The sequence below is a fragment of the Streptomyces sp. NPDC127108 genome, assembly GCF_042677545.1.
Taxonomy (GTDB): Bacteria; Actinomycetota; Actinomycetes; order Streptomycetales; family Streptomycetaceae; genus Streptomyces.
The window spans coordinates 17,083-42,836 of the sequence record NZ_JBHXTE010000066.1; the positions used below are offsets into that span (position 1 = coordinate 17,083).

Consider the following 25,754-nt stretch of genomic DNA (forward strand, 5'->3'; position numbering starts at 1 on the left):
CGTGCACCGCTTACGCCTCGCCCGCCGACGTGCGCGCGCCGCCCCACCACCCCGGCGACCGGGGGGCTGCCCCTTTACCCCCCGGGGCACCCCCCCGCTCACATTCCCCAGGACGCCCGACAGCCCCCGATCCCCGGCCGACCGGGGCCCTGTGCCGTACGACCGTCCGACGAGCCCCTGCGGGCCGCCCAGCGCCCCGCACGGCCCGTTCGCTCACTGGCCCCGGTTCATCACCCGCACGACGTCCGAGATCCGGGTGTACACCCCGGGACTGCCCGCGCGGCCGCAGCCGTCCCCCCACGACACCAGCCCGATGAGCCGCCCCCGTGCGACCAGCGGCCCACCGCTGTCCCCCTGGCAGGCGTCCCGGCCGCCCTGCGGTTCGCCCGCACACACCATGGAAGCGGGCATGTACGTGCCGTCAGCGCTGCCGGGGTACGCCTCCTCGCACACCTGGTCCGCAAGGACGGTCACATCGGCGGCACGCAGCGACCGGGCGTAGTCGCCCCGCCCCGTGGTGTCACCCCAGCCGTACACAGTGGCACTCGTTCCGGGGTCGTAGGCGGCGTCTCCGGCGCCCGCCGTCCCGATCACGTGGCTCTGTGAGAGCGGCTGCGACAGGGTGAGCACCGCGAAGTCACCGGCGTTGGTGTAGCTGTCGTAGCTCCGGTTGATCCGCACGCGGCTCACGGAGATCTCGCTTCCCGCGTTCGTGGCCAGATCCTCGCGATCGGCGATGACCTTCAGGTCCTCCACCTCGCCGAGGGGCACGCCGAGGACTTCCTCGCGCATGCAGTGGGCCGCGGTGAGGACCGTCGAGCGCGCGATCACGACGCCGCCGCAGAACTGGCCCGACCTCGTACCCCCGAACCGGTCACGGCTCGCCAGGGCCACCGTCCACGGGCTGTCGGCGACCCGCACCGGCTTGCCTCCGATGATGACGCTGTCGGCCGCTGCGGGTGCCGTGGAGGCCAGCGGCAGTACGGCTGCCGCGGCCCCCAGAACCAGCGCTGGCGCCAGCGCTCGGGCGATGGGACGACGCATGCGATCTCCTCACTCCGGGTTGCAATCGCACACCCAGAGTCAGCTACCGTCCCATGCCCCGCACGTGCGCCACGCGGGCAGGCGAAAGGCCCGGAGTCCCGTGCGGGACTCCGGGCCTTTCTGTGGCACTGTGCCGTGGCTCAGTCCAGGTAGTCGCGCAGGACCTGCGAGCGCGACGGGTGGCGCAGCTTCGACATCGTCTTCGATTCGATCTGGCGGATGCGCTCGCGCGTCACTCCGTAGACCTTGCCGATCTCGTCGAGGGTCTTCGGCTGACCATCGGTGAGACCGAACCGCATGGAGACGACGCCCGCCTCGCGCTCGGACAGGGTGTCGAGCACGGAGTGGAGCTGCTCCTGGAGGAGCGTGAAGCTGACCGCGTCGGCCGGGACGACGGCTTCGGAGTCCTCGATGAGGTCACCGAACTCGCTGTCGCCGTCCTCGCCCAGAGGCGTGTGCAGGGAGATGGGCTCCCGGCCGTACTTCTGGACCTCGATGACCTTCTCCGGGGTCATGTCGAGTTCCTTGGCCAGCTCCTCCGGGGTGGGCTCGCGACCCAGGTCCTGGAGCATCTGGCGCTGCACGCGCGCGAGCTTGTTGATGACCTCGACCATGTGCACCGGGATGCGGATGGTGCGGGCCTGGTCGGCCATGGCGCGGGTGATGGCCTGACGGATCCACCAGGTGGCGTACGTGGAGAACTTGTAGCCCTTGGTGTAGTCGAACTTCTCGACCGCGCGGATCAGACCGAGGTTGCCCTCCTGGATGAGGTCCAGGAAGAGCATGCCGCGGCCGGTGTAGCGCTTGGCCAGAGAGACCACGAGGCGGAGGTTGGCCTCCAGGAGGTGGTTCTTGGCGCGGCGGCCGTCCTCGGCGATGATCTCCAGCTCGCGCTTGAGCTTCGGCGCGAGCTTGTCCGCGTTGGCCAGCTTGTCCTCGGCGAACAGACCGGCCTCGATGCGCTTGGCGAGCTCGACCTCCTGCTCGGCGTTGAGCAGCGGGACCTTGCCGATCTGCTTCAGGTAGTCCTTGACCGGGTCGGCGGTGGCACCCGCGGCGGCGACCTGCTGTGCGGGCGCGTCGTCCTCGTCCTCGTCGGAGAGCACGAAGCCCTGCGCGCCCTCTTCCGCGGGCTCGCCCTCGCCGGGCTTGCCGGCGGCGGGGGTCTCCTCGGTGGCCTCCTCGTCCAGGAGCTCACCGGCTTCCTTCTTGGAAGTGGTCTTCTTGGCCGCCGTCTTCTTGGCGGTGGTCTTCTTGGCGACGGCCTTCTTGGCGGTCGTCTTCTTGGCAGCGGCCTTCTTGGCCGTACCGTCCTCGGCGGCTTCGGCGCTGACCGGCCTCTCGGGCGCGGCCGCGGTGGTGGCCGGCTTCGCCGTGGTGGTCTTGGCCGCGACCGTCTTGGTCGCGGTGCGCTTGGCCGGGCTCTTCGCTGCGACGCTCTTGCGGGGGCGCTTCGGCTCCGCGGCACTGACCATCAGCGTCACACCCTCTTCCTCGAGGATCTGGTTGAGGCTGCGCAGAACGTTCTTCCACTGAGTGGCCGGGATCTGGTCAGCTTCGAAGGCACGACGAACGTCGTCGCCGGCGATCTGCCCATCAGCCTTTCCCCGCTCGATGAGCGCCATGACAGAGACGGATTCGGCGATCTCCGGCGGGAGCGTACGGGATGTGCTGGCCGACACGAACAACCTCTCGGAACGTTGGAAAACGGCTTCCGGCCCCGTCCACTGTGGACCGGAGCCGACGACCGACGGCTGGGGATTTGGGCCGACGGCGCGGGCGGGACCGTGGAGCTCGGACAGCGCCGTGAACGACGGCTGTATTCCCTCCTCGGCTATCACCTCTTAGGTCATCGCGCTGTTCGTAGGAGCGTTACGCCCAATCTACGTGGCCCGAGTCACACCCCGTAAGCACTCAAAAGCAGCTAGAAGCGGTCAGAAGCGACGAGAGTTCCGTCATCCTCCAGTCGGATGCGCACGTGGGTGCCTTCATGGAAGGGCATCCGTCGACACACTCGCGGTCGCATCAACATTCCTCGTCCCGCATCAACATCCTTCGATGTCCGCCGGCGCCCCTGGGGTGTACGTCAGCGTCTCTCCGTATCCGTCAGCGTCCATCGGCCCGGACCATGACGCCACCCGGGCGCCGGGGCTCGCGGCCGCCGTCCGCGTACGAACTCATCGACTTCCCCGCGATCCGTCTCGTCATTCCCCCATTCCCCCCGCCGCTGCCGCCGGACCCACCCGGCCCCTGACGGAGCGCGGGAGTCCGGCGACACGGGCGGCGGTGTCGGGGCAGCGAAACGATGCTGCGGGGCGGGCACGGGCTGCCGTACTGACGCGGGAGGGGTCAGTGCTCGCGGGGAGCGGGCACCACGCGCTCCACCTCCGGGTGGACGGTGAGCAGCTGCCGCATGGCGGCCTCGGCACCGGCTCCGTCGCCCGCAGCGAGGGCGTCGACGATCCGGGAGTGGTGCACCAGGGAGGCCTCGGTCGGGCGGTCGCAGCCGGTGACGGGCCCTCCGGAGACGTGGAGCGCGGCGGAGACGATGCCGGAGAGGTGCTCCAGCATGCGGTTGCCCGCGACCTGGATGAGCAGCGAGTGGAACTCGGCGTCCGCGCGGGAGAAGGTGATCGAGTCACCCTGGGCCAGCGCGTGGCCCATGATCTCCACCATGTCGGTGAGCCGCTGCTGCACCTCCTCGCGGCCGTGCCCGGCGGCGAGGCGGGCGGCGAGGGGCTCGATCGTCCAGCGCAGCTCACTGAGTTCGCGCCGCTGGTCGTCACGTTGCGGGCCGAACGCCCGCCATTCGATGATGTCCGGGTCGAGCAGGTTCCAGTCGCTGACCGGGCGGACGCGCGTGCCGACGTTCGGGCGGGCGCTGACGAGGCCTTTGGCCTCCAGCACGCGCAGCGATTCGCGGACGACGGTGCGGGAGACCTCGAACCGCTGGCCGATCTCCTCCGGGACCAGGGGCCGGTCGGCTCCGAGGTCACCGGAGACGATCATCTGGCCCAGCTGCTGGACCAGTTGGCCATGCAGTCCGCGGCCGCGGTTGCCTGCGGCTCGTCGGCCCACGCGGCCGAGGTCCTGGTCCGCGCCGTCCCACGCGGGGGCGACCACGCGGTCGGCGCCGGGAGCCTCCCCGTAGGGGTAGCGGTCGAGTTCGCCCGCCGGACCGGCGAGGCCGGCGTCTGCGGAGCGGGCGGTGGTCATCATGGTGTGCGCAAGGGTACTCACGGATGAGTTGTCGGCTTGGCCCTCAAGTCCCTTGAGGTCTTTGGTGAAAAGCACACGAAAGGGTGATCGCTTACCTCGCTCCAATTGACGCGTTATCGGAAAGAAGTGGCCGCCTCCCGGAGAGTTGCGCGCAACCCGGGAACGAAAGGCAGCAGATTGCGGTCAGCCCGCCCTGTTGCGCGTCGCGGTGAGCAGATAAGCGCAGAGCAGCGCGGTGACCGACAACGTCAGTGCGCCGCCGACGGGTTGAGCCACCATCCGGAATCCCCCGGCCAGATACCGCTCGACCCCGAAGGGCCATTCCACGAGCGTGAGCTGCCGCAACCGCCCTGGCAGACCGACTGCCGATCGCACAGACGGACCCGCCAGCCCCTTTTGTACGAGGGGTACGACGACAACCGGAACCGCGACCACAGCGGCGAGCCCGGCGGTGGTGGACCGGAACACACCGGCGGCCAGAACCCCCGCCCAGGCGCAGCCGATCATGAAAGTGGTCCAACTCGCGCTCAGGGAAAGCCAGTCAGCGGGAACTTCGGTGAGCTCCGAACCGTATACGAGGTGGAGCACGGCGGCGTCACAGCCCACGGTGAGCACGGCCAGGAGCAGGGCGGTGGCTGTGGCGACCACGAGTTTCGCGACGAGGAGTCCGAGGCGGCGTGGAACGGTGCCTCGGTCCGTGGCCAGGGCGGGGTGGCGGAATTCCTCACCGAAGGCAAGTGCGCCCAGAAGCCCGGCGCCCAGGGCTGCGGGTGGCAAAGGAAGTTCGGTGGGCCAGGCCGCGAGCAGCCGGGGCTGCGGTGTGTGTCCGGTGCGGCCGAGGAAGACGCACAGCAGTGCGGATACGGCGAGGACTGCGGCCGCCGTGAGGTATCCGGTGCCGATTCCGGTGGCACGGAACAGTTCGTAGCGCAGGGGGCGCAGAGGGCCGCGAGCCGCGCGGACGGCGATGGGGGGCGGCAGGGGCGATGCGGGGGGCGGTGAAGGCTGGGACGCGGATTGGTGCGGAGTCTGGGGCCGGAGCTCCCCGGGCGTCCGTGGGGCGGTCGCGGAGGCGGGCGATGCACCGCCGTCCAGTGGGCGCAGCGGGATGAGGCGGGGGGAGAGCTCGACGGCGCGTTCGGGCTCGTCCCGGGGCTCACTCGGGGGCTCGGCGGCGGGCGACCCGGCTCGTGCAGCGGATTCCGCTCCTGCACCTGTCTCCGGCGCATGCTCATGCTCATGCTCATGCTCATGCTCCGCAACTGGCTGGACGGAACTGAGGCACTCGCTTTGCCTGGAGGGGAGTTGAGCGGTCGACGCTGGACCCGTCGAGGTCGCTGACGGGAGGGCGATGTCCGGCGAGTGGGTGACATCTGGCGGGACAGGGCCCTCACTGCGCGGGGCGCGTGCGGGGCTCCCGGTGGATACGCCGGGCGCGCGCTCCGGCGCTGTCGGCTCCGGCTTCACCTCAAGGACCTGCCCGAGGCCCGCTGACACTCCCGCGTCCCCGATCTCGTCCGCGAGGTGATGAACGAGAATGCCGTGTCGGAACGCGACCTCGCCCACGTCCGCACACGTGCTGCCGTACACCGAAAGCCTGTTGCCGTCCTCCTCCACCACTTCCACGGGCCTGCGGCGTGTGCGCGCCTCCTTGGTCAGCAGGGCGGCCAGGCGCGCGGCATGGGGCGTGCGGACGGCCACGCGGGGGCGCAGCCGGGTGCGGGCGAACTCCCTTGCCTCCTGGTCGGCGACGATGCGTCCGGCGTCGAGCGTGACGACCCGGTCAGCGGTTCGCGCGGCCTCCTTGGAGTCGCTGGTGGTGTACAGGACAGTGCCGCCGCGATCCGCGTGCGCCCGCAGGAAGCCGTGCAACCAGGCGCTCTCTCGAGCCGAAAGCCCATCGGCGGGATCGTCCAGGACGAGCGTGTGCGGGTCGGCGAGCAGGGCGCAGGCCAGCGCGAGCCTGCGGTCCATGCCGCGCGAGAGGGTGCCGAGCGGCTGCTCGCGAAGACTGACGAGCCCGACGGCCTCCAGCACGTCGTCAGCACGCAGCACGGGCACGCCGACGGCAGCGCAGAGCATCCGCAGGTGGCCCCGCACCGAGCGGGCCGGATGACCGGGGACTTCGCCGAGCAGCGCACCCACCTCCCGGGAGGGATGGGCGATGCGGTGCAGGGGACGGCCTCTGAAGTAGGTGACCCCGCGGCCCTGTTGGAGTTCGAGCATCAACCCGAGCGCCGTCGTCTTGCCCGCGCCGGCCGCGCCGAGCAGCGCGGTGACACGGCCCGTACGCGCCTCGAAGGACACGTCGTCGACAGCGGGCGGAAGCTCCTTGCGGCTCTTGCTGGTCAGTCCGATGGCCTGGATCATCGCTTCTCTCGCGGGATGTGCGACCGCTCGGCGGCCGGGGCGAGTCCGCCGAATCGGGGACGGACGAACCCCGTGGGTACCGCAGCAAGATAACGCGACATTTCCGGCTTTTCGCTCAGGGCGTGAGCCGCGGGTGTCAACCGCGGTGCCCGAGACGTCGAGTGGTGCGCCCCGATCGCGCGGCCGGGACCGGGTGGTACGCGATCGAGGGGTTCCCTCAGACGTCCGGTCGCAGCATCGGCGGGTTGAGGAGCGTGGCGCCGCCCGCCCGGAAGAGTTGCGCCGGCCGGCCGCCCTGGCGGGTCGTCGTGCCGCCGGTGGGAACGAGGAAGCCCGGCGTGCCGGTCACCTTGCGGTGGAAGTTGCGCGGGTCGAGCGCGACGCCCCACACGGCTTCGTAGACCCGGCGCAGTTCACCGACCGTGAACTCGGGCGGGCAGAACGCCGTGGCCAGGGAGGAGTATTCGATCTTCGAACGGGCTCGTTCCACTCCGTCGGAGAGGATCTGCGCGTGGTCGAACGCGAGGGGTGTCGCCTGTTCGCCCTCGCGGCCGTACCCGCCCTGGGCGAGCAGGGCGTCGACCGGCGCCCAGCGCGCGCTGTTCGCGTCACCGCCCGCTCTGGGCGCGGGCAGGTCGGGTGCGAGCGCGAGGTGCGCGACGCTGACCACGCGCATGCGAGGATCCCGCTTCGGGTCGCCGTAGGTCGCAAGCTGCTCCAGGTGCGCCCCATTTGCCTGAACCGGGCTGTCCGGATCATGGGCGCACAGCCCCGTCTCCTCGACCAGTTCCCGCGCCGCTGCCGCCGACAGGTCCTCGTCGGGCCGCACGAACCCGCCGGGCAGCGCCCAACGCCCTTGGAACGGTGACTCACCCCGGCGTACGGCCAGCGCGCACAGTGCGTGGCGGCGCACGGTCAGCACGACCAGATCGACGGTGACAGCGAAGGGCGGGAAGGCCGACGGGTCGTAGGGCGACATGCCGCGATCATAGTCGTCTGCCTGACGATAAACACCTCCTACGCCATCTCCCGCAACATCTACTTCCGGCCCCGATTCCCGGGATCCGCGCTCATGGCCCGCCGCACCCTCCGCACCGCCGCCCAGCGCTCTCACACCCCCAACTGCAGCCGGTCGGCCGCTTCCTCGACCATGGCGAGCCCGAGCCTGCTCACCCGCACCGAGAACGGGGCTCCCGCGACCCGCAGCGCCGTCAGCCCGAGCTCCCCCAGGGGGGCACTGCGGACGGGGTTCAGCGTGACCGTCCCCGCCGGGGCGTCCGGGCGGATACCGGCAAGGACCGTCAGGAGTTGCACCCCAGCTGCTGCGGTCATGGCCGCCGGGCGGCACGCCGCCGGGTGCGGCAGGGGCGCGCCGCCTTCGGCGCGCTGCTCGCTCGCGTACATCTCGGGCAGCCGGTGACCGAAGGACTCGGCCGCGGCGAGCACTCCGCGCAGCAGCGACCCCGCTTCCTTCTCGTAGCCCGCAGCGGCCAGTCCCGCGACCGCGACGGCCGTCTCGTGCACGCGCACCGCCCCGCTCCGGTGCCCGAACGGGTTGTACGCGGCCTCCTTCACGCCCATGCTCCGCAGTCCCCAGCCCGAGTCCATGGCCGGACCGCCGAACAGCCTGGCGACCTGTTCCGTCTGCACCTTGTCGAGCAGGCCGGGCGCGAGTGCCCCGGACCCGAGCAGTCCTGTGTCCAGGAGGTGGGCCGCGCTCCCGGTGAGGTACGGAACCAGTCGGCCGTCCGACAACCGTGCCGCCGCAGGCCTGCCGCCCGCCCGGTCCGCCGCCCAGAACTCCTTCCGGAACCGGGCCCGCAGCCGCCCCGCCCACTCCCGCAGCTCGCCACCGCCCGCGCGTCCATGTGCGTCGAGCAGGTCGGCGCCGAGCAGCGCCGCACGGTGAGCGTGAGCCTGCGTCTCGCAGCGGGCAGGACCGCCGGGGTGAGGGTCCTGGAGGAAATCGCTGTCGTCGACGGCGCCGAGAAGCCACCGCAGGCACCGCTCCGCAGGTGGCAGCAACTCCTCCACGTCCGCTTCCGGCATCCCCCAGCGCCAGGCCTCGGCCAGGAGCACGGGGAACAGGAGCGTGGCTTCGATGCCCGTGCAGCCGGGGGGCAGCAGCGGCCCCGCGTTGCGCATCGGCCCCGGGATCATGCCTGCCCGCGTCCCCGGTGTGCCGGTCTGGCTGCGGGCGAGGGTGCGCAGCGTACCGACGGCGAGCCTGGTGCCGAGCGGCAGGGCCATCCGGGCTGCCATGAGCGCTTCGGCGGGTGCGAGGCCGCAGCGCCAGGGCGCCCCGGCTGCCACGTACAGATCGGTGGGATGCGCGGGATCCCGCAGCAGCAGCGCCCTCAGGTCCGCCGTGGAGGTCTCCAGGAGCCGCCCCACCGTCGGCTCGTCGCCGACGGCCCGGGCCGGGGACAGCGGGCTGCTCGCGCCGTGCCCCACCGGCCGCACCGGCCCGCCGCCGTCCGGGCGGACCCGCAGCTCCACGCTCTGGCTGCCTCCCGGCGGCAACTGCACCTCCCAGCGGAGCAGCCCGGCGGAGGCCAGCGCGTCCTTGGGCGCCGGGACGGCTGTGACCACGCAGTGGCCCTTCCCCGAGGACCAGCGCATGCCGGAGTCGTGCACGCTGGCGGGCAGTTCCGGGCCGGCTCTGCCTGAGGCGACCGCGCCCAGTTCCGCGAGGTCCGTGCCGAGTGACACCTCGACCGGCAACCTGAGGGGACGGCTGGCCGCGCTGTGCAGGGTGATCCGCTCCGTGCCGTCCGCGTGTCGGGTCCGCTCCACGACGACGTCCGGGTCCGGGCCGCCTTCGGTGGACGGCAGGACGGTGGCCACGAAGCGGGCGCTGTCGGCCGAGAGCATCCGTGCCTGCACGGCGACCGGTTCCCGTCCGGCCACCCGCACCTGGCAGCGTGACAGCATGCGCCGACCCGAGCGGTAGAACCCTTCGAGCCCACGGCCGTTCAGTTGCCCTTGGTCCGTGGAGACGGCCAACGCGGGCAGCGCGACACAGACCAGCGAGGCATGCACGGGCGGCAGCGCGCCTGGGCGGCGTGAAGCGGGAGCGGGGGTCTGTCCGGCGGATGGGCGCCGGGCAGTCGAGGTGGGCAGGCGGATGCTGTTGTCCTGCCCGCCGTCGGATCTCTTGGGCCTGCCGGAGAGACCGGACAGGCCGGAGGCAGGAGACGGGGCGGGAACGTGCATGGGGCGGCCTCTTCTGCGTTGTCTGCGCTGCGGAGACTCGGTCGCGGTGCAGCGGCGCGACCCGGACGTGGGTACCGCCACTCAGGTGAACGGGCCTGGACCGCCCCAAGTCACGCACGCACCTCAGGAAGCCGCCCATACGGCGGCGCACTGCCGCGACCGCCGCCGCGGTCCGCGCCCGTACAGGTCGCTGCCTGCGGCGCCCGTCCCCCGTGTTCACCTGCCGTTCCTCGTGTCACGCCGGGCCGTGGGCCGTCGGTGCCGCGGTCCCGTTCCCGCGCTGCCGCCCGGGCGTGTCCCACGGGTGGTGGCGCGGGGAGCACAGCGGCGGGCAGGGGGCGTGGAACTGCCGACGCCTGCGTCAGCCCTGGGTTCGGTTCCTGCCGCGGTGTCGGAACTCGTGTCGGGACCGGCGCCCGGTCCCGTGGCGGAAGCAGGAGCCGCGACGGATGCGCCAGTAGGTGCTGGGGCGGGCGCGCCAGCGGGGGCCGGGGCGGATGCGCTCAACCGATCCGCACCTCCTGGACGTTCGGTTCCCCCAAGAAGCTCGGGAATCTCATCGAGGGCAGCAGCACGATCGGAGCCAAATACATCGATGGGATCAGCGCTGTCCGCAACCGTGGCGTCATCGGACCGGCCGGGGCTGTCCGGAGCGCCAGCGTCATCAGCAGACGCGCCACTCCGCCCGTCTACCAGGTCGTGAATCGGAGCACCTGAGTCCATCGGGGCCTCCAGGTCGATGAAGCCCTCCGGGACGAGCGGGATCTCGGATTCGTCCGACTCGCGCTCGGCCCGCTCGCCGCGCAGGATGCGGCGAATCGGCTCCGGGTCTTCGTCCGCGCCGCAGGCGGGGTAGAGCAGGAGCGCGAAGGTGTAGTGCGGGTCGGCTTTCAGGGCCATGGTCAATGCCTCCTGACCCTCGATGAGGTCGCCCAGGGACCAGGCGACCCAACCGGCCAAGGTCAGCGGCGCCGCCGCGTGTTCATGGAAAGGGCCGACGCAGCGGCGAGCGAGCGCCCGCCAGAGCCTGAGGGCGGGCTTCGCTTCCGCGCCCTCCATCCACTCCGCCGCCCGGTCCCTGGTCGTGCGGTCCTGGATGCCGAGGATCAGGGCGGCGGCCTCGTCATGGGCCAGCAACTCGTCGTCCTGCAGGTCCGCTTGCAGCGGGTCCCCCTTCGCGGGCGCCTCGGAAAGACGGGCCATCACGCGGCGGGCGAGATCGATCGTCTCGTCGGAGACTTCATCGTGGCCGCCCTCGTCCAGGATCCTGGGTACGAGCGCGATGGCCGCCCCGTGCAACGCGCTCTCCTGAGCCGCTGCGGCGTCGGTCCGCCACGGCGTGAGTCGCGCCCGCAGTTTCCCCTGGTCGAGACCCACCAGGCGTCCCGAGTACGCGGTGGCCGCCGCGAGGACCGAGGTGCCCGCGGGAGGCATCTGCGTACCCTCGGCCGGGCAACACCGCTGGTCAGGGCAGCAGTACGTCCAGAAGCGCCCGTCCGAGATGCAGACGACCTCCAGGACCGGCACGTCGAGGCTGCCGCAGGCGGTCCGCAGAGCCTGGGCCAGCGGCCGGAGGCGGTCCACGACCTGCCGCCCGGAGGTCGCGGAGGCGTCCCCGCCCGCTCCTCGCCCGGACCGCCCGGAGGTGTCCCCCGCGGACCCTCCCGGCTCCTGGCAGAGGAAGGCGACGACGCCGTCCGGTCGGGCCTCGCGCCGTTCGCAACCGCTCACGAGACACTGCGCGAGTTGCTCCGCGACGGCTGGCCAGTCCTCCGCACGCGTCGGAATACCGAGGCGCGCTCGCCCGCCGAACCGTCCGCTGCGGCCGTGCAGCGCGATGAGGACGACGCTGTTCTCGGGCCTGAAGCCGAGCAAGTACGGCAAGGCGTCGGCCAGTTCGGCGGGACTGCGCAGGGTCACCACGGACTCGGCGACGGGGTCCGTGCCCGGATCTTCGATGGGGTCTTCGATCGGGTCGGCTGATTCGCTGTGATTCGTCATGCGCCGACTCTGCACCGGATCTCATCATTCCGGTTGCGCCTGTGGATAACCATGATCAGGGGCACCTCAAGAGTTATCCACAGACTGGCGGACCCATTCGCCCGATGTCGTACCCATCAGGTTGCATGGAGCCATGAGCAACGAAGACCTGCGCACGGCGGCCGACGCCGTCCTCGCCCGCCTTGTCGGCGGCCCCTCCCCCGATTCCGGCGGGGCGCCGCCGGACAGCCCTCGGCTGCGCGAGGACCAGTGGCGCGCGATCGAGGCGCTGGTCGCCGAGAAGCGCCGGGCGCTCGTCGTACAGCGGACGGGCTGGGGCAAGTCCGCCGTGTACTTCGTCGCGACCGCACTGCTGCGGGAGCGGGGCAGCGGTCCCACCGTGATCGTCTCTCCCCTGCTCGCGCTCATGCGCAATCAGGTGGAGTCGGCCGAGCGCGCCGGCATCCGCGCCCGCACAATCAACTCGTCCAACACGGAGGAGTGGGACACCATCCAGGCCGAGGTGGCGGCGGGCGAGGTGGACGTCCTTCTGGTGAGCCCGGAGCGGCTCAACAACCCGGACTTCCGCGATCAGGTACTGCCGAAGCTCGCAGCGGCGACAGGCCTGCTCGTGGTCGACGAGGCCCACTGCATCTCGGACTGGGGACACGACTTCCGGCCCGACTACCGCAGGCTGCGCACCATGTTGGCCGACCTTCCGCCCGGCGTCCCGGTCCTGGCCACGACGGCGACGGCCAACGCCCGCGTGACGGCCGATGTCGCCGACCAGCTCGGCACCGGCGGCGGGTCGGACGCCCTCGTCCTGCGCGGCGCGCTCGACCGGGAGAGCCTGAGCCTCGCCGTGCTCCAACTGCCCAACGCGGCGCACCGGCTGGCCTGGCTGGCCGACCACCTCGACGAGCTGCCGGGCTCCGGGATCATCTACACCCTCACGGTGGCCGCGGCCGAGGAAGTGACGGCGTACCTGCGCCATCGCGGGCACACCGTCACGTCGTACACCGGCAAGACGGAGAACGCGGACCGGCAGCAGGCCGAGGAGGACCTGCTCGCCAACCGGGTCAAGGCCCTCGTAGCCACCTCCGCGCTGGGAATGGGCTTCGACAAGCCGGACCTGGGGTTCGTCGTCCACCTCGGCTCGCCGTCCTCACCGATCGCCTACTACCAGCAGGTGGGCCGGGCGGGGCGCGGCGTCGCCCACGCGGAAGTCCTGCTGCTTCCGGGCAAGGAGGACACGGCGATCTGGAACTACTTCGCCTCGCTCGCCTTCCCGCCGGAGGAGCAGGTGCGGCGCACCCTGGACGTGCTGGCGCAAGCGGACCGCCCCATGTCGCTTCCGGCCCTCGAGCCTCTCGTCGAGCTGCGCAGGTCACGCCTGGAGACGATGCTCAAGGTCCTCGACGTCGACGGTGCGGTCCGGCGGGTCCAGGGAGGCTGGATCTCCACGGGCCAGCCGTGGACGTACGACACCGAGCGCTATGCCTGGGTCGCCAAGCAGCGGCAGACGGAGCAGCAGGCCATGCGGGAGTACGCGACGACGACCGGCTGCCGTATGGAGTTCCTGCGGCGCCAGCTCGACGACGAGGAGGCCGCGCCGTGCGGGCGCTGCGACAACTGCGCGGGCGGGAGGTTCAGCGACAACGTGTCGTCCGCCGCGCTGGAGACGGCCCGCGGTGAGCTCGCCCGCCCGGGTGTCGATGTCGAGCCGAGGAAGATGTGGCCCACGGGTCTGGCAGCCGTGGGCATGTCGTTGAAGGGGCGCATCCCGGCCGGTGAACTGGCCGCCCCCGGGCGGGCCCTGGGCCGACTCTCGGACATCGGCTGGGGCAATCGGCTGCGGCCGATGCTCGCGCCCCAGGCTCCGGACGGGCCAGTTCCGGACGATGTGGCAAAGGCCGTCGTGGAAGTACTGGCCGACTGGGCGAAGGGCCCGGGCGGCTGGGCGTCGGGAAGCTCCGACGCGGGGCCGCGTCCGGTGGGCGTGGTGACCATGGCATCACGCTCGAAGCCGCAGCTGATCCAGTCCCTGGGCGCGCGGATCGCGGAGGTCGGGCACCTGCCCCTGCTCGGTTCCCTGGAGTACGCCGACGGGGCCGAGACCGCGCACGTGCCGAGGAGCAACAGCGCTCAGCGGCTGCGGGCCCTGGACGGAACGCTGACCGTGCCGCCCGAGCTGGCCTCGGCCCTCCAGGAGGCGGACGGGCCCGTGCTCCTGGTGGACGATTCGACGGAGACCGGCTGGACACTCGCTGTGGGGGCGCGCATGCTGCGGCGGGCCGGAGCCGAGGGGGTGTTGCCGCTGGTCCTGGCCGTACAGGGGTGAAACGGGCTTGGGCGAGGGACGCTCTGGGCAGGGATATGCGAGACGTATCACCGGATACAGGGCGACGGCTTCAATTGCTCGTTGCCGCAAGCCAGTACGACGGGAAGAATTGGAACCGCTCCCGCGCGGCCCCCGTGGTCCAGTAGGGCTCTGCCGCGGTGCGCCCCAGTCCGACGCCGCCCTCGCAGGGGCGTGTAGCCGAAGGGAGGATCGTGACCTTCGGATTCACTCCGTCCACAGCGGCATCGACGTCGGATTCATCGGCCGCCGCCGCGATACCCGATCCCGCTCAGTCGCCCACCCGCCTGCTCGAGCCCGCCGAATGGTCGGCCGCCGAGATCCCGCTGCTGCGGAACCCCCGCGAGGTCGTCAGTGGTCTGCACGCCCGGCACCGGCCCACTCCGGCCACGGCGGTCGTCGCCGTCCTCGACCAGGAGGAGCGGGTCAGGGCGTCCGCGTCGTTCGCGAGGCGGTCGAGCGTGGCTGACGGCTGGGTGTTCCGCAACGCCCTGCTCGCGCAGTTGCGCCGGGTCATCCCGCACGATCTGCGGCGCCGCACCCCGGTGCGTACGGCCGTGTTGCTCTACTGCCGGGACGGGGACGGGCTGTGGACGCAGGAGGACGGGGCGTGGATGTGGGGGCTGCGGGACGCGTGCACGCTGCACGGGCTGCGCTGCGGGGCGTACATCACGCTGACCCGGGAGGGCTGGCAGGTGCTCGGCGAAGGCCGCGCGGGCCGTCGGCCGAGCGCCGGTTCGCGTCCTGAGGACCTTTCCGAGGTCGAGACGCCTCCGCCGCGCATGGGTGGCGTGGCGTCGGAGTTGTTACGTCGCGTCGCCGCTCGCTGAGGCGTCGCAGGGTCCGGGCCGCGCCGCCCCGGGGTGGGGCGGGTAGATGCAGCCGGACGCGCCTCGCGCTCCGAGGACCACCGCTGCCCCCGTGTACCGCCGCGAGAAACCCACGCAGGCGTCAGCCGACACCGGCACCGGCACCGGCACCGGCACCAAGCACCAAGCACCAAGCACCAAGCACCAAGCACCAAGCACCAACGAGATCACACGCGTCGCATTGACCTCACGCTTCACATGCGCGTGCGGCGCGGAGCCACGCGGGTGGTCGCGGTCCCAGCGCGATGTGGCGCGTGGCGCCGCGGCACGAGGCCGCGGCGTGGCCCGCCGGGCGGGAGCGTCAGACGCCCGCGCCCAGCATCGCGTTGATCCGCTGCGGGTCGCCGCAGACGACCAGCAGGGTTCCGGCCCGGGTGAGCGCCGTCGGCAGGGCCGCGACGGCGACCGCTTCGCTGCCGCCGTTCAAGGCCACAACGACCACGGGGCGAGCCGCGGCACGGGACAGGACGGCGGCGTCGGCGTAGAAGACGTCGTCGCCTGCGTCGTGCTGGGCCCAGTAGGCGTCGTCGCCGAAGGACAGCTCGTGCGTCGCCCACGGGTGCGGTTCGCCGGTGGTGATCACCAGGACGTCACCCGGGGCGCGGCCCGAGTCGAGCAACAGGTCGACGGCTTCCTCGGCGGCGTCCAGCGCACCCTCGACCGAGGCCGGGATCAGCTGGATCTGCGGGACCGCCGCGGTGGTGTCGACGGCGGAAGCTTCGGGGGCAGCCGGAGCCGTGGGCTCCGGCGTGAGGGCCAGGGCGGTGGGCCCGGGCTTGGCGGCCGGTTCGCGCGTCGCGCGCTGCGCGGGCGGGGTCGGCCGTGCGGGACCCGGACGTCCGGGCCGCGGCGGCGCCGCGGGACGCGGGCCGGGTACGGGGCGGGGGGTCGGCGCGGTACGGCTGCTGGCCGGCGTGGCGCGGGGACCCTGGGCACTCTCGTGAATCTGAGGCTCCTCGGGAATGAGAGGCATGCGTTGTTGTCTATCAAACGCCGATGCGACACGCGTCGGCGGGTGGCACATGAGTGCGACCGGAACTGCGGAAAACATCAGAAGTCAAAGCCGAGCTGGCCCTCGATTTCCGGAACGTTTCCCTCCGCCCAGCTGCGGGCTTTCTTGAGATGCCGCCACTGGGGCAGCGCATCAAGATACGCCCACGTAAGCCGGTGGTAGGGGGTGGGCCCCCGTTCCGCCAGCGCGGCCTTGTGCACCGGCGACGGATAACCGGCGTTGGCCGCAAAACCGAAGTCTGCATGTTCGATGCCCAGTTCGGCCATCATTTTGTCGCGCCGAACCTTGGCGATCACCGACGCGGCGGCGACGGCCACGCAGGACTGATCGCCCTTGATGACCGTACGGACCTGCCACGGCGCCCCGAGGTAGTCGTGCTTCCCGTCGAGAATGACCGCCTCCGGACGGACCGGCAGGGCCTCCAGGGCCCGGACCGCGGCCAACCGCAGCGCGGCCGTCATCCCCAGGTCGTCGATCTCCTCGTGCGAGGCATGACCGAGGGCGTGCGCCGTCACCCAGCCCTCCAGCTCGTCGGCGAGCTCGGCACGCCGCTTGGGGCTGATCAGCTTGGAGTCGGTGAGTCCTGCGGGCGGCCTGCGCAGTCCCGTCACCGCCGCACAGACGGTGACCGGTCCCGCCCACGCCCCGCGTCCGACTTCGTCGACACCGGCGACGATCTTCGCTCCGGTGGTGGCGCGCAGGGAGCGCTCGACGGTGTGGGTGGGTGCTTCGTACGGCATGGCGCCAGACAGCGTACGCCGCCGATGACCACTCGCGACACCCCGGTTCGCCAAGCTCTGTCCGGTTTCACGCCAACGCCCCGCGCGTACGTCTCGGCCGCCCCCGCGCTACACGCGCAACAGCGGCACCATGACCTGATCAATCAGGCTGATGAATTCCTCATCCGTCCATTCGCTCCCGCACACTTTGGAGCGATACATCATCATCGCTGGAATCACATCGCAGACGAACGGGTCCGTCGCTCCGGAACGCACCTCTCCGCGCTCCATTCCACGCCGCATGACCTCTTTGATGAGTTCCACACTCGGTTCGATGACACCCTCGACGATCACCGCATGGAAACGCTCCGCGGTTGCCGTGTCGCACTCGTGAAGAACGGCCATGAGGGCATAGCCAGGGCGTGACGTCATGGCCGTACGCATCTGACGACACAGTTGCAGCAGGTCCTCCCGGACGCTGCCGTGGTCCGGGACGCCCACAAGGTCCGGCAGCCCGGCCTGCAGCGCGTCGACCACGAGGTCCTCTTTGGACGGCCAGCGCCGGTACACCGCAGCCTTGCCCGTCTGGGCGCCCGCGGCCACGCCCTCCATCGTCAGCCCGCTCCAGCCGACCGTACTGAGCTGCTCCAGCGCGGACTCAAGAATCGCGCGCTCCAGCACGGGTCCTCGGCGGCGCGAGGAGACCGCCTGCGCGGAGGCAGCCGTCCAACGCGAAGTAACCATCTGCACATCTCCGTTGAGCAATCAAGGCAGTTCCAGTGAACGCTTGCGTTCACTGTCAGGGTGTCACTACCGTAGGCCGCGACAGTGAACGTCTGCGTTCACTAACGCACTTGTGGGAGACCCATAGTGACAACCTCTCAGTTAAGTCAAGATCAGAAGCCAGGTGCGGCCCGCCGAGAAGGCCGCCCCGGTGTGGCGCTCACCATCATCGCCGCCTGCCAACTCATGGTGGTCCTGGACGCGACGATTGTGAACATCGCGCTCCCGCACATTCAGGACGCGCTCAAATTCTCCACGACGGACCTCACTTGGGTCGTGAGTGCGTACACCCTCACCTTCGGCGGTCTGCTGCTTCTCGGTGGCCGCGCCGGTGACATCCTCGGTCGCCGCCGGGTCTTCATGACCGGCATCCTGCTCTTCACGCTCGCCTCGCTGCTCGGCGGATTCGCCCAGGAGCCCTGGCAGTTGCTGGCGGCCCGGGCCCTGCAGGGCGTCGGTGGCGCGATCGCGTCGCCCACCTCGCTCGCGTTGATCACGACGACGTTCCCCGAGGGTCCCGAACGGAATCGCGCGTTCGGTGTCTTCGCGGCCGTCTCCGCGGGTGGCGGCGCGATCGGCCTGCTGGCGGGCGGCATGCTCACCGAGTGGCTGGACTGGCGCTGGGTGCTGTTCGTGAACGTGCCCATCGGCGTGCTCATCGCCTTCCTCACGCCGCTCTACATCAGTGAGTCCGAGCGCCATCCCGGCCGCTTCGACTTCGTGGGCGCGCTGACGTCGACCGCCGGTATGGCCGCGCTCGTCTACGGCTTCATCCGGGCGTCCGAGGAGGGCTGGCGCGACAGTCTGACCCTGGGGTCGTTCGGCGCGGCGGTCGTGCTGCTCGCCGCCTTCGTCCTGATCGAGAGCCGGGCGAAGGAACCGATCACACCACTGAAGATGTTCGCCGACCGCAACCGGTCGGGCACCTACGTGATCATGCTCAGCCTGGCGGCCGCCATGTTCGGCATGTTCTTCTTCATCGTCCTCTTCGTGCAGAACGTGTTGAACTACACGCCCATCGAAGCCGGTCTCGCCTTCCTCCCCGTGACGGTCGCGATCGTGATCGGTGCGGGTCTGTCCCAGCGGTTCCTGCCGGTTCTCGGACCCAAGCCGTTCATGGTGACCGGCTCCGCCATCGTCGCCCTCGGCCTCGGATGGCAGACGTTCATCACTCCGGACAGCTCGTACGTCAGCGGGGTGCTCGGGCCGATGGTCCTGTTCGGCTTCGGCATGGGGCTGAACTTCGTGACGCTGACGCTGACCGCAGTGTCTGGCGTCGCCGTGCACGAGGCGGGAGCGGCGTCCGGACTGCTCAACGCGACGCAGCAGGTGGGCGGTTCGCTGGGCCTGTCCATCCTGACGACGGTCTTCGGTACGGCGAGCCGGGACGAGGCCAAGGAGCAGATCCCGGACTTCCTGGCGAAGGCCTCCCCGGAGCAGAAGGCCGAGTTCGCCAAATCGGGAGAGCTTCCCGCTCCCTGGGGCCACGAGGTGCTGTCCACCGGCATCTCCACGGCCTTCCTGCCGGCCGTCGGCATGGCCGTACTAGCCCTGATCACGGCCTTGCTGGTGATCCGAGTACGCAAGAGCGACCTGGACGCCCTCTCCGGTACGGCGAGCGCGGCAGGTCCAGCGGGGGGCTGACGGGGGCCGTGTGTGCCGGGCCGTTCGCGACGGCGAGACCGGCCCGGCACACACGTGGTCGACCCACCCTTGAAGAGCCGCTTACGCGCGTCCCCACAGAGTCCCCAGAGAACGAACTACACCCGTCCCGACAGGACGAACTACCGGCTTCTCCTGCCGTCAGGCGCCAGCCACCGGCGCCCAAGCGGGCAACGGCTCGGTACGCTCCAGCCATGCGGCCGGGGGCGCCCCACCAGCCTCTGCGCCGGAACCGGCAGCGACGACCCCACCCACGATCGCGCACGTGGTGTCCATGTCACCGCCCACCCGCACGGTCGCCCAGAAGCCCGTCTCGTAATCGCCGAGCGCACGTGCCGCAGACCACAGCGCGAACGGCACCGTGTCGTGCGCCGTCGTGCGGCGCCCGCACCCCAGCACCGCCGCCACCGTCCCGGAGTCGCCGTAGTCGAGCATGTCCCGGGCCCTGCGCAGCCCGGCGCCCACAGCGCTGCGGGGCACGAGGTCGATGACCCCGTCGAGCAGCGCCTTGGGAGCCGGGGGCCCTGCGGGGTCGGCGGCCAGCGCCGCAGCGGCGGCCACCGCCATGGCTCCTACGACGGCCTCGCGGTGCTGGTGCGTCGGGTAGGCCGAGATCTCGGCCTGGTGGGTCGCCTGCTCCGGGTCGTCGGCGTACCAGGCGCCGAGCGGAGCGATCCGCATGGACGCGCCGTTGCCCCAGGACCCCTGTCCCTTGAACAGCGCGGAGGCCAGCTCCCGCCACTCCCCGCCCTCCCGGATCCGACCGAGCAACTGGTTCACGGCAGGGCCGTACCCCCGCTCGGTGTGGTGGTGCTCAGCGAAGGAGCGGGCCAGCTCGTCCTGGTCGATCCTGCCGTGGGCGGCCAGGACGGACAGGACGGAGCAGGCCATCTCGGTGTCATCGGTCCAGGGCCAGGGACCGTCGGGCAGCTCGCGCCGCTTGAGCAGTGGGTAGTGCGCGGGCGTGAAGAACTGGGAACCCAGCGCGTCTCCCACCGCAAGACCACGCAGGCTGGCGAGGGCGCGGTCCAGGCGCCGGTCTGGAGAGAGGTCAGCGGTCATCGCCCTGTCACTCTATCCGGTGATGCCGTACGGCTCCGGCTCACGCCAGCGCTCAAACGGCCGCTGGAGCCAAGGGCCCCATAACCATCAGCCCCCGCGACAGCCAAAGACACGGAAAATCTACTTCCACCGCCCGAACGGCCGGTCGAGTGTGTACTTGCCGTCCTCACCGAGCAGCAGCGTCCGTGTCTCGCCGTTGCCGGGGTTGGACAGCGACTCGAACTCCGCCACCGACCAGTGGAACCAGCGCATGCAGAACAGCCGCATGGTCAGCCCGTGAGTGACCAGCAGGACGTTCGGCGGATGGTCGGGGGCCTCGAAGCTGCGGTACAGGCTTTCCAGGAAGGAGCCGACGCGGTCGTAGACGTCGGCACCGGACTCGCCCTGGGCGAAGCGGTAGAAGAAGTGGCCGTAGGCGTCGCGGTAGGCCTTCTGGAGCTTGACGTCGTCCCTGTCCTGCCAGTTCCCCCAGTCCTGCTCCCGAAGTCGCGGCTCCTCCCGCACCCGTACCCGGTCGGGGTCGAGGCGCAGAGCCCGGAAGGTCTCGTGGGTCCGGCGGTACGGCGAGACGTACACGCTGACCCGCTCCTGCCCGAACAGCTCCCGTAGGTGCTTTCCGGTCTCCTCCGCCTGACGCCACCCTGTCTCGGTGAGCGCCAGGGCATGGTCGGGCTCGCGTTCGTACACGGTGTCGTCGGCGTTGCCGGCCGACTCGCCGTGCCGGACGAGGACGATGCGCCGCGGTCGTGCCATGGGTCGACCCTAGATCGGCGGCACCCCGGGCGGGTCAGGTGGGTAGCCCTCCGGACTCCATCCGGCGTATTCGCCCGGTGAAGCGGTCGCGCAGGAGCCGGTCGTGCGAGACGACCACGAGGGCTCCCGTCCACTGCTCGAGGGCTTCCTCCAGTTCCTCCACGAGGGCGAGCGCCAGGTGGTTGCCCGGCTCGTCGAGGAGGAGCAGGTCCGCGGGTCTGGCGAGCAGCCGGGCCAGGGCGAGCCTTCGGCGTTGCCCTGCGGAGAGCGAGCCGACGGGGACGTGGAGGTCACGGGGGTGGAACAGGCCGTAGGAGAGCAGCAGTTCGGCCTTCTCTTCGGCAGTGAGCGGCAGGCCCTTCCCGAAGGTGTCCAGCACGCGCTCCGCAGGGCGGTGCACCGGGATCTCCTGGGCCAGGTACCCGATGCGACCACGGCGGACGACGGAGCCCTCGTCCGGTTCGAGCACACCCGCCATGAGGCGCAGCAGAGTGGACTTGCCCGCGCCGTTGCCTCCGTGGATGAGGAGCCGCTCTCCGGCCGACACCGTGAGCTCCTGGACGGACAGCCGGTCCCCGACCCGCACGCCCCGCAGGGACACCAGGTGTCCGTCCACAGCCCCGGCCTCCGGACGTGCGGCGAAGCGCAGTGGCTCGGGCGGCCTGGGCACGGGATGGTCGTGCAGTCGGCGCAGTCTTTCCTGTGCGTTGCGCACGCGACCGGCGACGGAGGCCTGCACGCGGCCTCCCGCGCGGTCGTACGCCATCTTGTTGTTGTCCTTCATGCCCCGGCCGCCCGCCACCGCGTGTGCCGTGGTCGCCGCGAACTCCTCAAGCCGTCGCGTCTCCTCGCACCACTCCGCGTAAGCCTGCTCCCAGCGCCTCCTCGATGCCGCGCGCTCGGCCAGCAGTCCCTGATAACCGCCTCCGTACCGCACGACTGCACGGCGGGCCTCGTCCACTTCAAGGATCGCGGTGGCCACGCGCTCCAGGAAGGTCCGGTCGTGCGAGACCGCGACAACCGTGCCCTGGTGTGCCAGCAGGGCGGTCTCCAGCCAGTCGAGGGCGTTCTCGTCGAGATGGTTGGTCGGCTCGTCCAGGAACATCACCTCCGGGGCGGCCGCGATCAGGCAGGCCAGGCCGAGACGGGCCTGCTCGCCTCCCGAGAGGCTGCCCAGCTCCCGCTCGCGGTCTATGTGGGCGAGTCCGAGGCCGTTCATGGCCTTGTCGACGCGCGCGTCGGCTTCGTATCCGCCGCGCAGTTCGAAAGCCGTGAGCAGGTCGCCGTACTCACCGAGCACAGCCTCGGATGCCGCGCCGAGACCCTCCTCCAGCTCACGCAACCGTCGCTCCATGGAGCGCAGTTCGGACAGGGCCGCGTCGATCGCGTCCCCCACGCAATGGTCCGCGGGCAGTTGGGGCGTCTGCGCGAGGAACCCCGCGCCGCCCTCCGCGACAGTGACCACCTCACCGGCGTCCGGCCGGTCGCGTCCGGCCAGGAGGCGCAGCAGCGTCGACTTCCCCGCGCCGTTCTCGCCCACGATTCCGATGCGCTCGCCGGGCCTGACCGTGAAGGAGACGTCGCCGAGCAGGAGGCGTTCACCCCTGGCCTTCGTCACGCCACGTACCGAGATTTGTGTAGGCATGGGCACCCCCGTTTCCGTACATGCCACTTCCGCACTCCGCGAGCAAACGCAACGCTTGTCGCATTACGATGAGTGTGGCACAGTCCCCCTCACTAATGCAACAGATGTAGCACTTGGATGCGGCCGCGCCCGGCACGGCTGGAAAGACAGACCGGCACCGCGGGCTGGACAGACAGACCGGCACCGCGGGCTGGACAGACGAAGCGAAGGACCGAGATGACGAACGAGGGCGTTCCCACCGACGAGCACCCTGCACCCGGTACTCGCCGCCCCGGCGGCCGCACCGCCCGCACCCGCGCGGCCGTCCGCGACGCGGTCCTGAGCGGCCTCAGCGACCACGGCTACCCGGGCCTGACGATCGAGTACGTCGCCGAGCACTCCGGGGTGCACAAGACCACGCTGTACCGGCGCTGGGGCGGCCTGGAGGGCCTGGTGGCCGACGCGCTCGACCTCGCGGGAGAGGACACGTGGACCCCGCCGGACACCGGCAGCCTGGAAGGTGATCTGCACGCGCTCGCGCATGAGGTCGTCGACGCGTTCGCCGACGAGTCGAAGGCCGCGGCGCCGACCGCCTTCATCGCCGCCTCGTTCCAGTCCCCACGCGCCGCCGACGCCCTGCGCGCCTTCTACACCGAGCGGTTCTCCCGCTGCGAGGCCGTGGTCGCACGGGCCGTGGAGCGGGGCGAGGCTGACCGGGACACCGACGCGGCGGCACTCGTGCGCGCTGTCTCCGCGCCGCTGATGCTCCGCCTGTTCGTCACGCGGGAGCCGGTCGACGCGGCGCTCGCCGACCAGTCCGCGGCGGTGGTGCTTGCGGCGGCACGCGCGGGGGCGTTCGCCAGGCGCTGACTGGATGCGGCGACAGCACCAGCACCAGCACCAGCACCAGCACCAGCACCAGCTAAGGCACCCACCGCCTCACACCGTCACACCGTCCACGAAGGTTCCAACTGCACAACGTCCCCCGTGAGCGCCGCCACATCCGCCTCCGTCTGCGCGCGCAACGCGAGCCGTTCCACCCGTTCCACCCGGTACTTCCCGTGTTCGGCGGCCGACTGCCACATGGAGAGGACCAGGAACTCATGGCCGGGCGCCTCGCCGAAGAGCCCGCGCACCATGCCCGGCGAGCCCGCCATGGCCGGGTTCCAGACCTTCTCCTGCATCAGCGCGAAGTTCTCCACCCGCGCCTCATGAACGCGGCAGTGCGCCACCCGCACCACGTCCGCGTCCGTGAACCGCGGCTCGAACCCCGTCTTCACGTCGAAGCGGTGATCGAAGAGCTTGGCCTGCAGGTTCTTGTACGTGCCCACCTGCGCCGAGGCCAGCCGGTCGTGCGAGCGGGCCATGAAGGAGTCGTAGAAGGCGCGGCTCTCCCAGAACGCGAAGACATGCGCCACATCCGGTCGGCTGCGACTCCATCCTCCGCCCTGTCCCCGGAACCCCGGCTCCCCCAGAAGCCCCGCCCACTTTCGCTGCGCCCGCTCGAAACCCCGGCGGTCCACCACGGTGCAGCGAATCCACTTGACCAGCACCGCGCCATCGTACGGCGCGGCGCGTGGCCAGGGTCACGCTCCGGCGTAGTGCACCCGGATCAGCTCGGCGAACTCGTCGTCCCTCAGCTCGATGCCGAACTCCCGCACGAGTGTGTCCCGCAACTCGCTTACAGGTACGTCGCGTTCGTCACGGGATCCGTCGGGGCGCGTGAGCGTCAGCTGCGCGCCGACCAGTCGGCGCCGCACCTCCGGGCCGGCCTGTTGCAGGACCGGCCGCCGAATGAAGGGAGATTTGGGGTGGGTTGAGGTGTAGTGGTTCATCACTACGTAGTCGACGGGCAGCCGCCGGTCCGTCGTGTAGGCGTAGAGGTCGAACCAGCCGTCGGCGTGCTCGGTACGCAGCACCCGAACGCCGTCCTCCTCGCCTGCGACGCGGAAACGCCACTCTCCTTGTCGTACGTCGACGCCGTCCCGCAACGGGATGGGTTCGAGCAGTCCGTCCCCGCCGAACCCGGTGTCACAGTGCCACTGTTCACCGTCCGCCTCGACGCTCAGGAGCATGTGCGTCACCGGGCGCGTGGAGGTCGCGCCCGCCCGCACCCGCGCACCAAGTCCCCTCACGGAGAAGCCGATGCGCTCCAGTGCCGCCGCGAACAGGAGGTTCTGCTCGTAGCAGTAGCCCCCGCGCCGCCTGTGGACCATCTTGTCCTGGAGCGCGGCCAGGTCCAGGAGGACCGGGCGGCCAAGCATGATCTCCAGGTTCTCGAAGGGGATCGAGTCCACATGTGCCCGGTGGAGGGCCCGCAGCGTCTCCAGGTCGGGCTTGGCCTCGCCCTCGTAGCCGATTCTCGCCAAGTAGGCGTCGACGTCCAGCTCTTCCCCGTTCCATGTCATGGGGGCAATGATCGCAGGCGATTCGCGGGGTTCACGGCACGATGTCAGTGGCAGGCCTTAGCGTGGTCGTAGCACTGACAACGCGCGAAGACCGAGGGGGAGTTCGGTGAGCAACATCAGGAAGGGTCTCAAGAAGGTCGAGGTCGGCCTGAGATGGGACCCGAGCCCCCTCGGCACGACGGCGCACGACTTGGACATCGTCGCCGCGACGTACACATCCGAGGACCCCTACGGCAGCCCCGCCTACCTCGTGCACTTCGACAGTCGCTCCCCGGACGGCACGATCACGCTCAGCAGGGACAGCAAGACCGGCCAGGGTTTCGGCCACGACGAGGTCATGGTCCTGGAACTGGAGCGGCTTGCCGAGAGGTACGTGCGCGTGGTGATCGGCGTGGCCATCCAGCAGCCTCCGGACGGCCGTGTCTTCGGGGACATAGTGAATGCCTCGGTCCGCATCCGTGAGGGGCACACGGACCTCCTCGAGCGCGACTTCGAGGAAGTGGCCGGTTCCACGGCCTCCGTGGTCGCCGAGTTCACCAGGGAACAGCCGGGAGGGCCCTGGGCGTTCCGCGAGCTGCTCCACGGGTTCGACACCGACCTGTCGTCCTTCACCTCCGTGATGGGCGGCGTCCGCTGAGACGCGGTGTGGGGGGGGGGGCCCGAAGGCCCGCCGC

The 25,754-nt window shown here is 70.8% G+C and carries 20 protein-coding genes; 5 read left to right on the top strand and 15 right to left on the bottom strand.

Features of this window, described 5'->3' with window-relative positions; all coding sequences use genetic code 11:
• Nucleotides 1-213: 213 nt before the first annotated feature.
• The 7 genes from ACFVHO_RS37280 to ACFVHO_RS37310 all read right to left on the bottom strand — a co-directional run bounded on the left by ACFVHO_RS37280 (nt 214) and on the right by ACFVHO_RS37310 (nt 11,850).
• Entirely contained in the window at nt 214-1,044 is an 831-nt protein-coding gene (locus ACFVHO_RS37280) for a S1 family peptidase (RefSeq protein ID WP_385724849.1), read from the bottom strand.
• Between the two features lie 140 nt (nt 1,045-1,184).
• Entirely contained in the window at nt 1,185-2,732 is a 1,548-nt protein-coding gene (locus ACFVHO_RS37285; RefSeq protein WP_385724851.1) for an RNA polymerase sigma factor, read from the bottom strand.
• Nucleotides 2,733-3,393: 661 nt separating this feature from the next.
• Complete coding sequence (locus tag ACFVHO_RS37290) at nt 3,394-4,284, bottom strand: FadR/GntR family transcriptional regulator (protein WP_385724852.1); 891 nt, start codon at nt 4,282-4,284, stop codon at nt 3,394-3,396.
• 162 nt (nt 4,285-4,446) lie between these two features.
• Nucleotides 4,447-6,633 (bottom strand): ATP-binding cassette domain-containing protein, encoded by a 2,187-nt coding sequence (locus ACFVHO_RS37295; protein ID WP_385724854.1) that lies wholly within the window; start codon nt 6,631-6,633, stop codon nt 4,447-4,449.
• A gap of 217 nt (nt 6,634-6,850) precedes the next feature.
• Nucleotides 6,851-7,612, bottom strand: a complete 762-nt coding sequence (locus ACFVHO_RS37300; RefSeq protein WP_289944948.1) for an NUDIX hydrolase — start codon at nt 7,610-7,612, stop codon at nt 6,851-6,853.
• A gap of 131 nt (nt 7,613-7,743) precedes the next feature.
• Nucleotides 7,744-9,684: a glycogen debranching N-terminal domain-containing protein gene (locus ACFVHO_RS37305; protein ID WP_385724884.1), complete on the bottom strand. Its 1,941-nt coding sequence runs from the start codon at nt 9,682-9,684 to the stop codon at nt 7,744-7,746.
• 381 nt (nt 9,685-10,065) lie between these two features.
• Nucleotides 10,066-11,850: a DUF4192 domain-containing protein gene (locus ACFVHO_RS37310; protein ID WP_385724856.1), complete on the bottom strand. Its 1,785-nt coding sequence runs from the start codon at nt 11,848-11,850 to the stop codon at nt 10,066-10,068.
• A gap of 133 nt (nt 11,851-11,983) precedes the next feature.
• Here ACFVHO_RS37310 and ACFVHO_RS37315 point away from each other — a divergent pair, with 133 nt between their 5' ends.
• Both ACFVHO_RS37315 and ACFVHO_RS37320 read left to right on the top strand, forming a co-directional pair.
• On the top strand, nt 11,984-14,170 hold the full coding sequence (locus tag ACFVHO_RS37315) for a RecQ family ATP-dependent DNA helicase (protein WP_385724857.1): 2,187 nt from the start codon (nt 11,984-11,986) through the stop codon (nt 14,168-14,170).
• 212 nt (nt 14,171-14,382) lie between these two features.
• Nucleotides 14,383-15,018 (top strand): hypothetical protein, encoded by a 636-nt coding sequence (locus tag ACFVHO_RS37320; protein WP_385724859.1) that lies wholly within the window; start codon nt 14,383-14,385, stop codon nt 15,016-15,018.
• Nucleotides 15,019-15,358: 340 nt separating this feature from the next.
• Here the strand turns inward: ACFVHO_RS37320 and ACFVHO_RS37325 are convergent, their stop codons facing one another.
• The 3 genes from ACFVHO_RS37325 to ACFVHO_RS37335 form a co-directional block, all read right to left on the bottom strand.
• On the bottom strand, nt 15,359-16,030 hold the full coding sequence (locus tag ACFVHO_RS37325) for a hypothetical protein (RefSeq protein ID WP_385724860.1): 672 nt from the start codon (nt 16,028-16,030) through the stop codon (nt 15,359-15,361).
• Nucleotides 16,031-16,107: 77 nt separating this feature from the next.
• A complete protein-coding gene (locus ACFVHO_RS37330; RefSeq protein WP_385724862.1) occupies nt 16,108-16,809 on the bottom strand; it encodes a ribonuclease HII in 702 nt (233 codons plus the stop codon).
• Nucleotides 16,810-16,917: 108 nt separating this feature from the next.
• Nucleotides 16,918-17,532: a TetR/AcrR family transcriptional regulator gene (locus tag ACFVHO_RS37335; protein WP_385724864.1), complete on the bottom strand. Its 615-nt coding sequence runs from the start codon at nt 17,530-17,532 to the stop codon at nt 16,918-16,920.
• A gap of 126 nt (nt 17,533-17,658) precedes the next feature.
• Between ACFVHO_RS37335 and ACFVHO_RS37340 the strand changes: the two genes are divergently transcribed.
• A complete protein-coding gene (locus tag ACFVHO_RS37340; RefSeq protein WP_385724866.1) occupies nt 17,659-19,215 on the top strand; it encodes an MFS transporter in 1,557 nt (518 codons plus the stop codon).
• 159 nt (nt 19,216-19,374) lie between these two features.
• Here ACFVHO_RS37340 and ACFVHO_RS37345 read toward each other — a convergent pair whose 3' ends face one another.
• The 3 genes from ACFVHO_RS37345 to abc-f form a co-directional block, all read right to left on the bottom strand.
• Entirely contained in the window at nt 19,375-20,295 is a 921-nt protein-coding gene (locus tag ACFVHO_RS37345) for an ADP-ribosylglycohydrolase family protein (protein WP_385724868.1), read from the bottom strand.
• 120 nt (nt 20,296-20,415) lie between these two features.
• Nucleotides 20,416-21,048: a histidine phosphatase family protein gene (locus ACFVHO_RS37350; RefSeq protein ID WP_385724869.1), complete on the bottom strand. Its 633-nt coding sequence runs from the start codon at nt 21,046-21,048 to the stop codon at nt 20,416-20,418.
• A 34-nt stretch (nt 21,049-21,082) separates the two neighbouring features.
• Nucleotides 21,083-22,693: a ribosomal protection-like ABC-F family protein gene (gene abc-f, locus ACFVHO_RS37355; RefSeq protein ID WP_385724871.1), complete on the bottom strand. Its 1,611-nt coding sequence runs from the start codon at nt 22,691-22,693 to the stop codon at nt 21,083-21,085.
• Nucleotides 22,694-22,909: 216 nt separating this feature from the next.
• Here abc-f and ACFVHO_RS37360 point away from each other — a divergent pair, with 216 nt between their 5' ends.
• A complete protein-coding gene (locus ACFVHO_RS37360) occupies nt 22,910-23,542 on the top strand; it encodes a TetR/AcrR family transcriptional regulator C-terminal ligand-binding domain-containing protein (protein ID WP_385724873.1) in 633 nt (210 codons plus the stop codon).
• A gap of 77 nt (nt 23,543-23,619) precedes the next feature.
• On the opposite strand, the gene ACFVHO_RS37365 is transcribed toward ACFVHO_RS37360, so the two are convergent.
• Complete coding sequence (locus ACFVHO_RS37365) at nt 23,620-24,225, bottom strand: YdbC family protein (RefSeq protein ID WP_385724875.1); 606 nt, start codon at nt 24,223-24,225, stop codon at nt 23,620-23,622.
• 33 nt (nt 24,226-24,258) lie between these two features.
• Complete coding sequence (locus tag ACFVHO_RS37370) at nt 24,259-25,080, bottom strand: arylamine N-acetyltransferase (RefSeq protein WP_385724876.1); 822 nt, start codon at nt 25,078-25,080, stop codon at nt 24,259-24,261.
• Between the two features lie 106 nt (nt 25,081-25,186).
• Between ACFVHO_RS37370 and ACFVHO_RS37375 the strand changes: the two genes are divergently transcribed.
• Nucleotides 25,187-25,717, top strand: a complete 531-nt coding sequence (locus ACFVHO_RS37375) for a TerD family protein (protein ID WP_385724878.1) — start codon at nt 25,187-25,189, stop codon at nt 25,715-25,717.
• Nucleotides 25,718-25,754 lie beyond the last annotated feature (37 nt).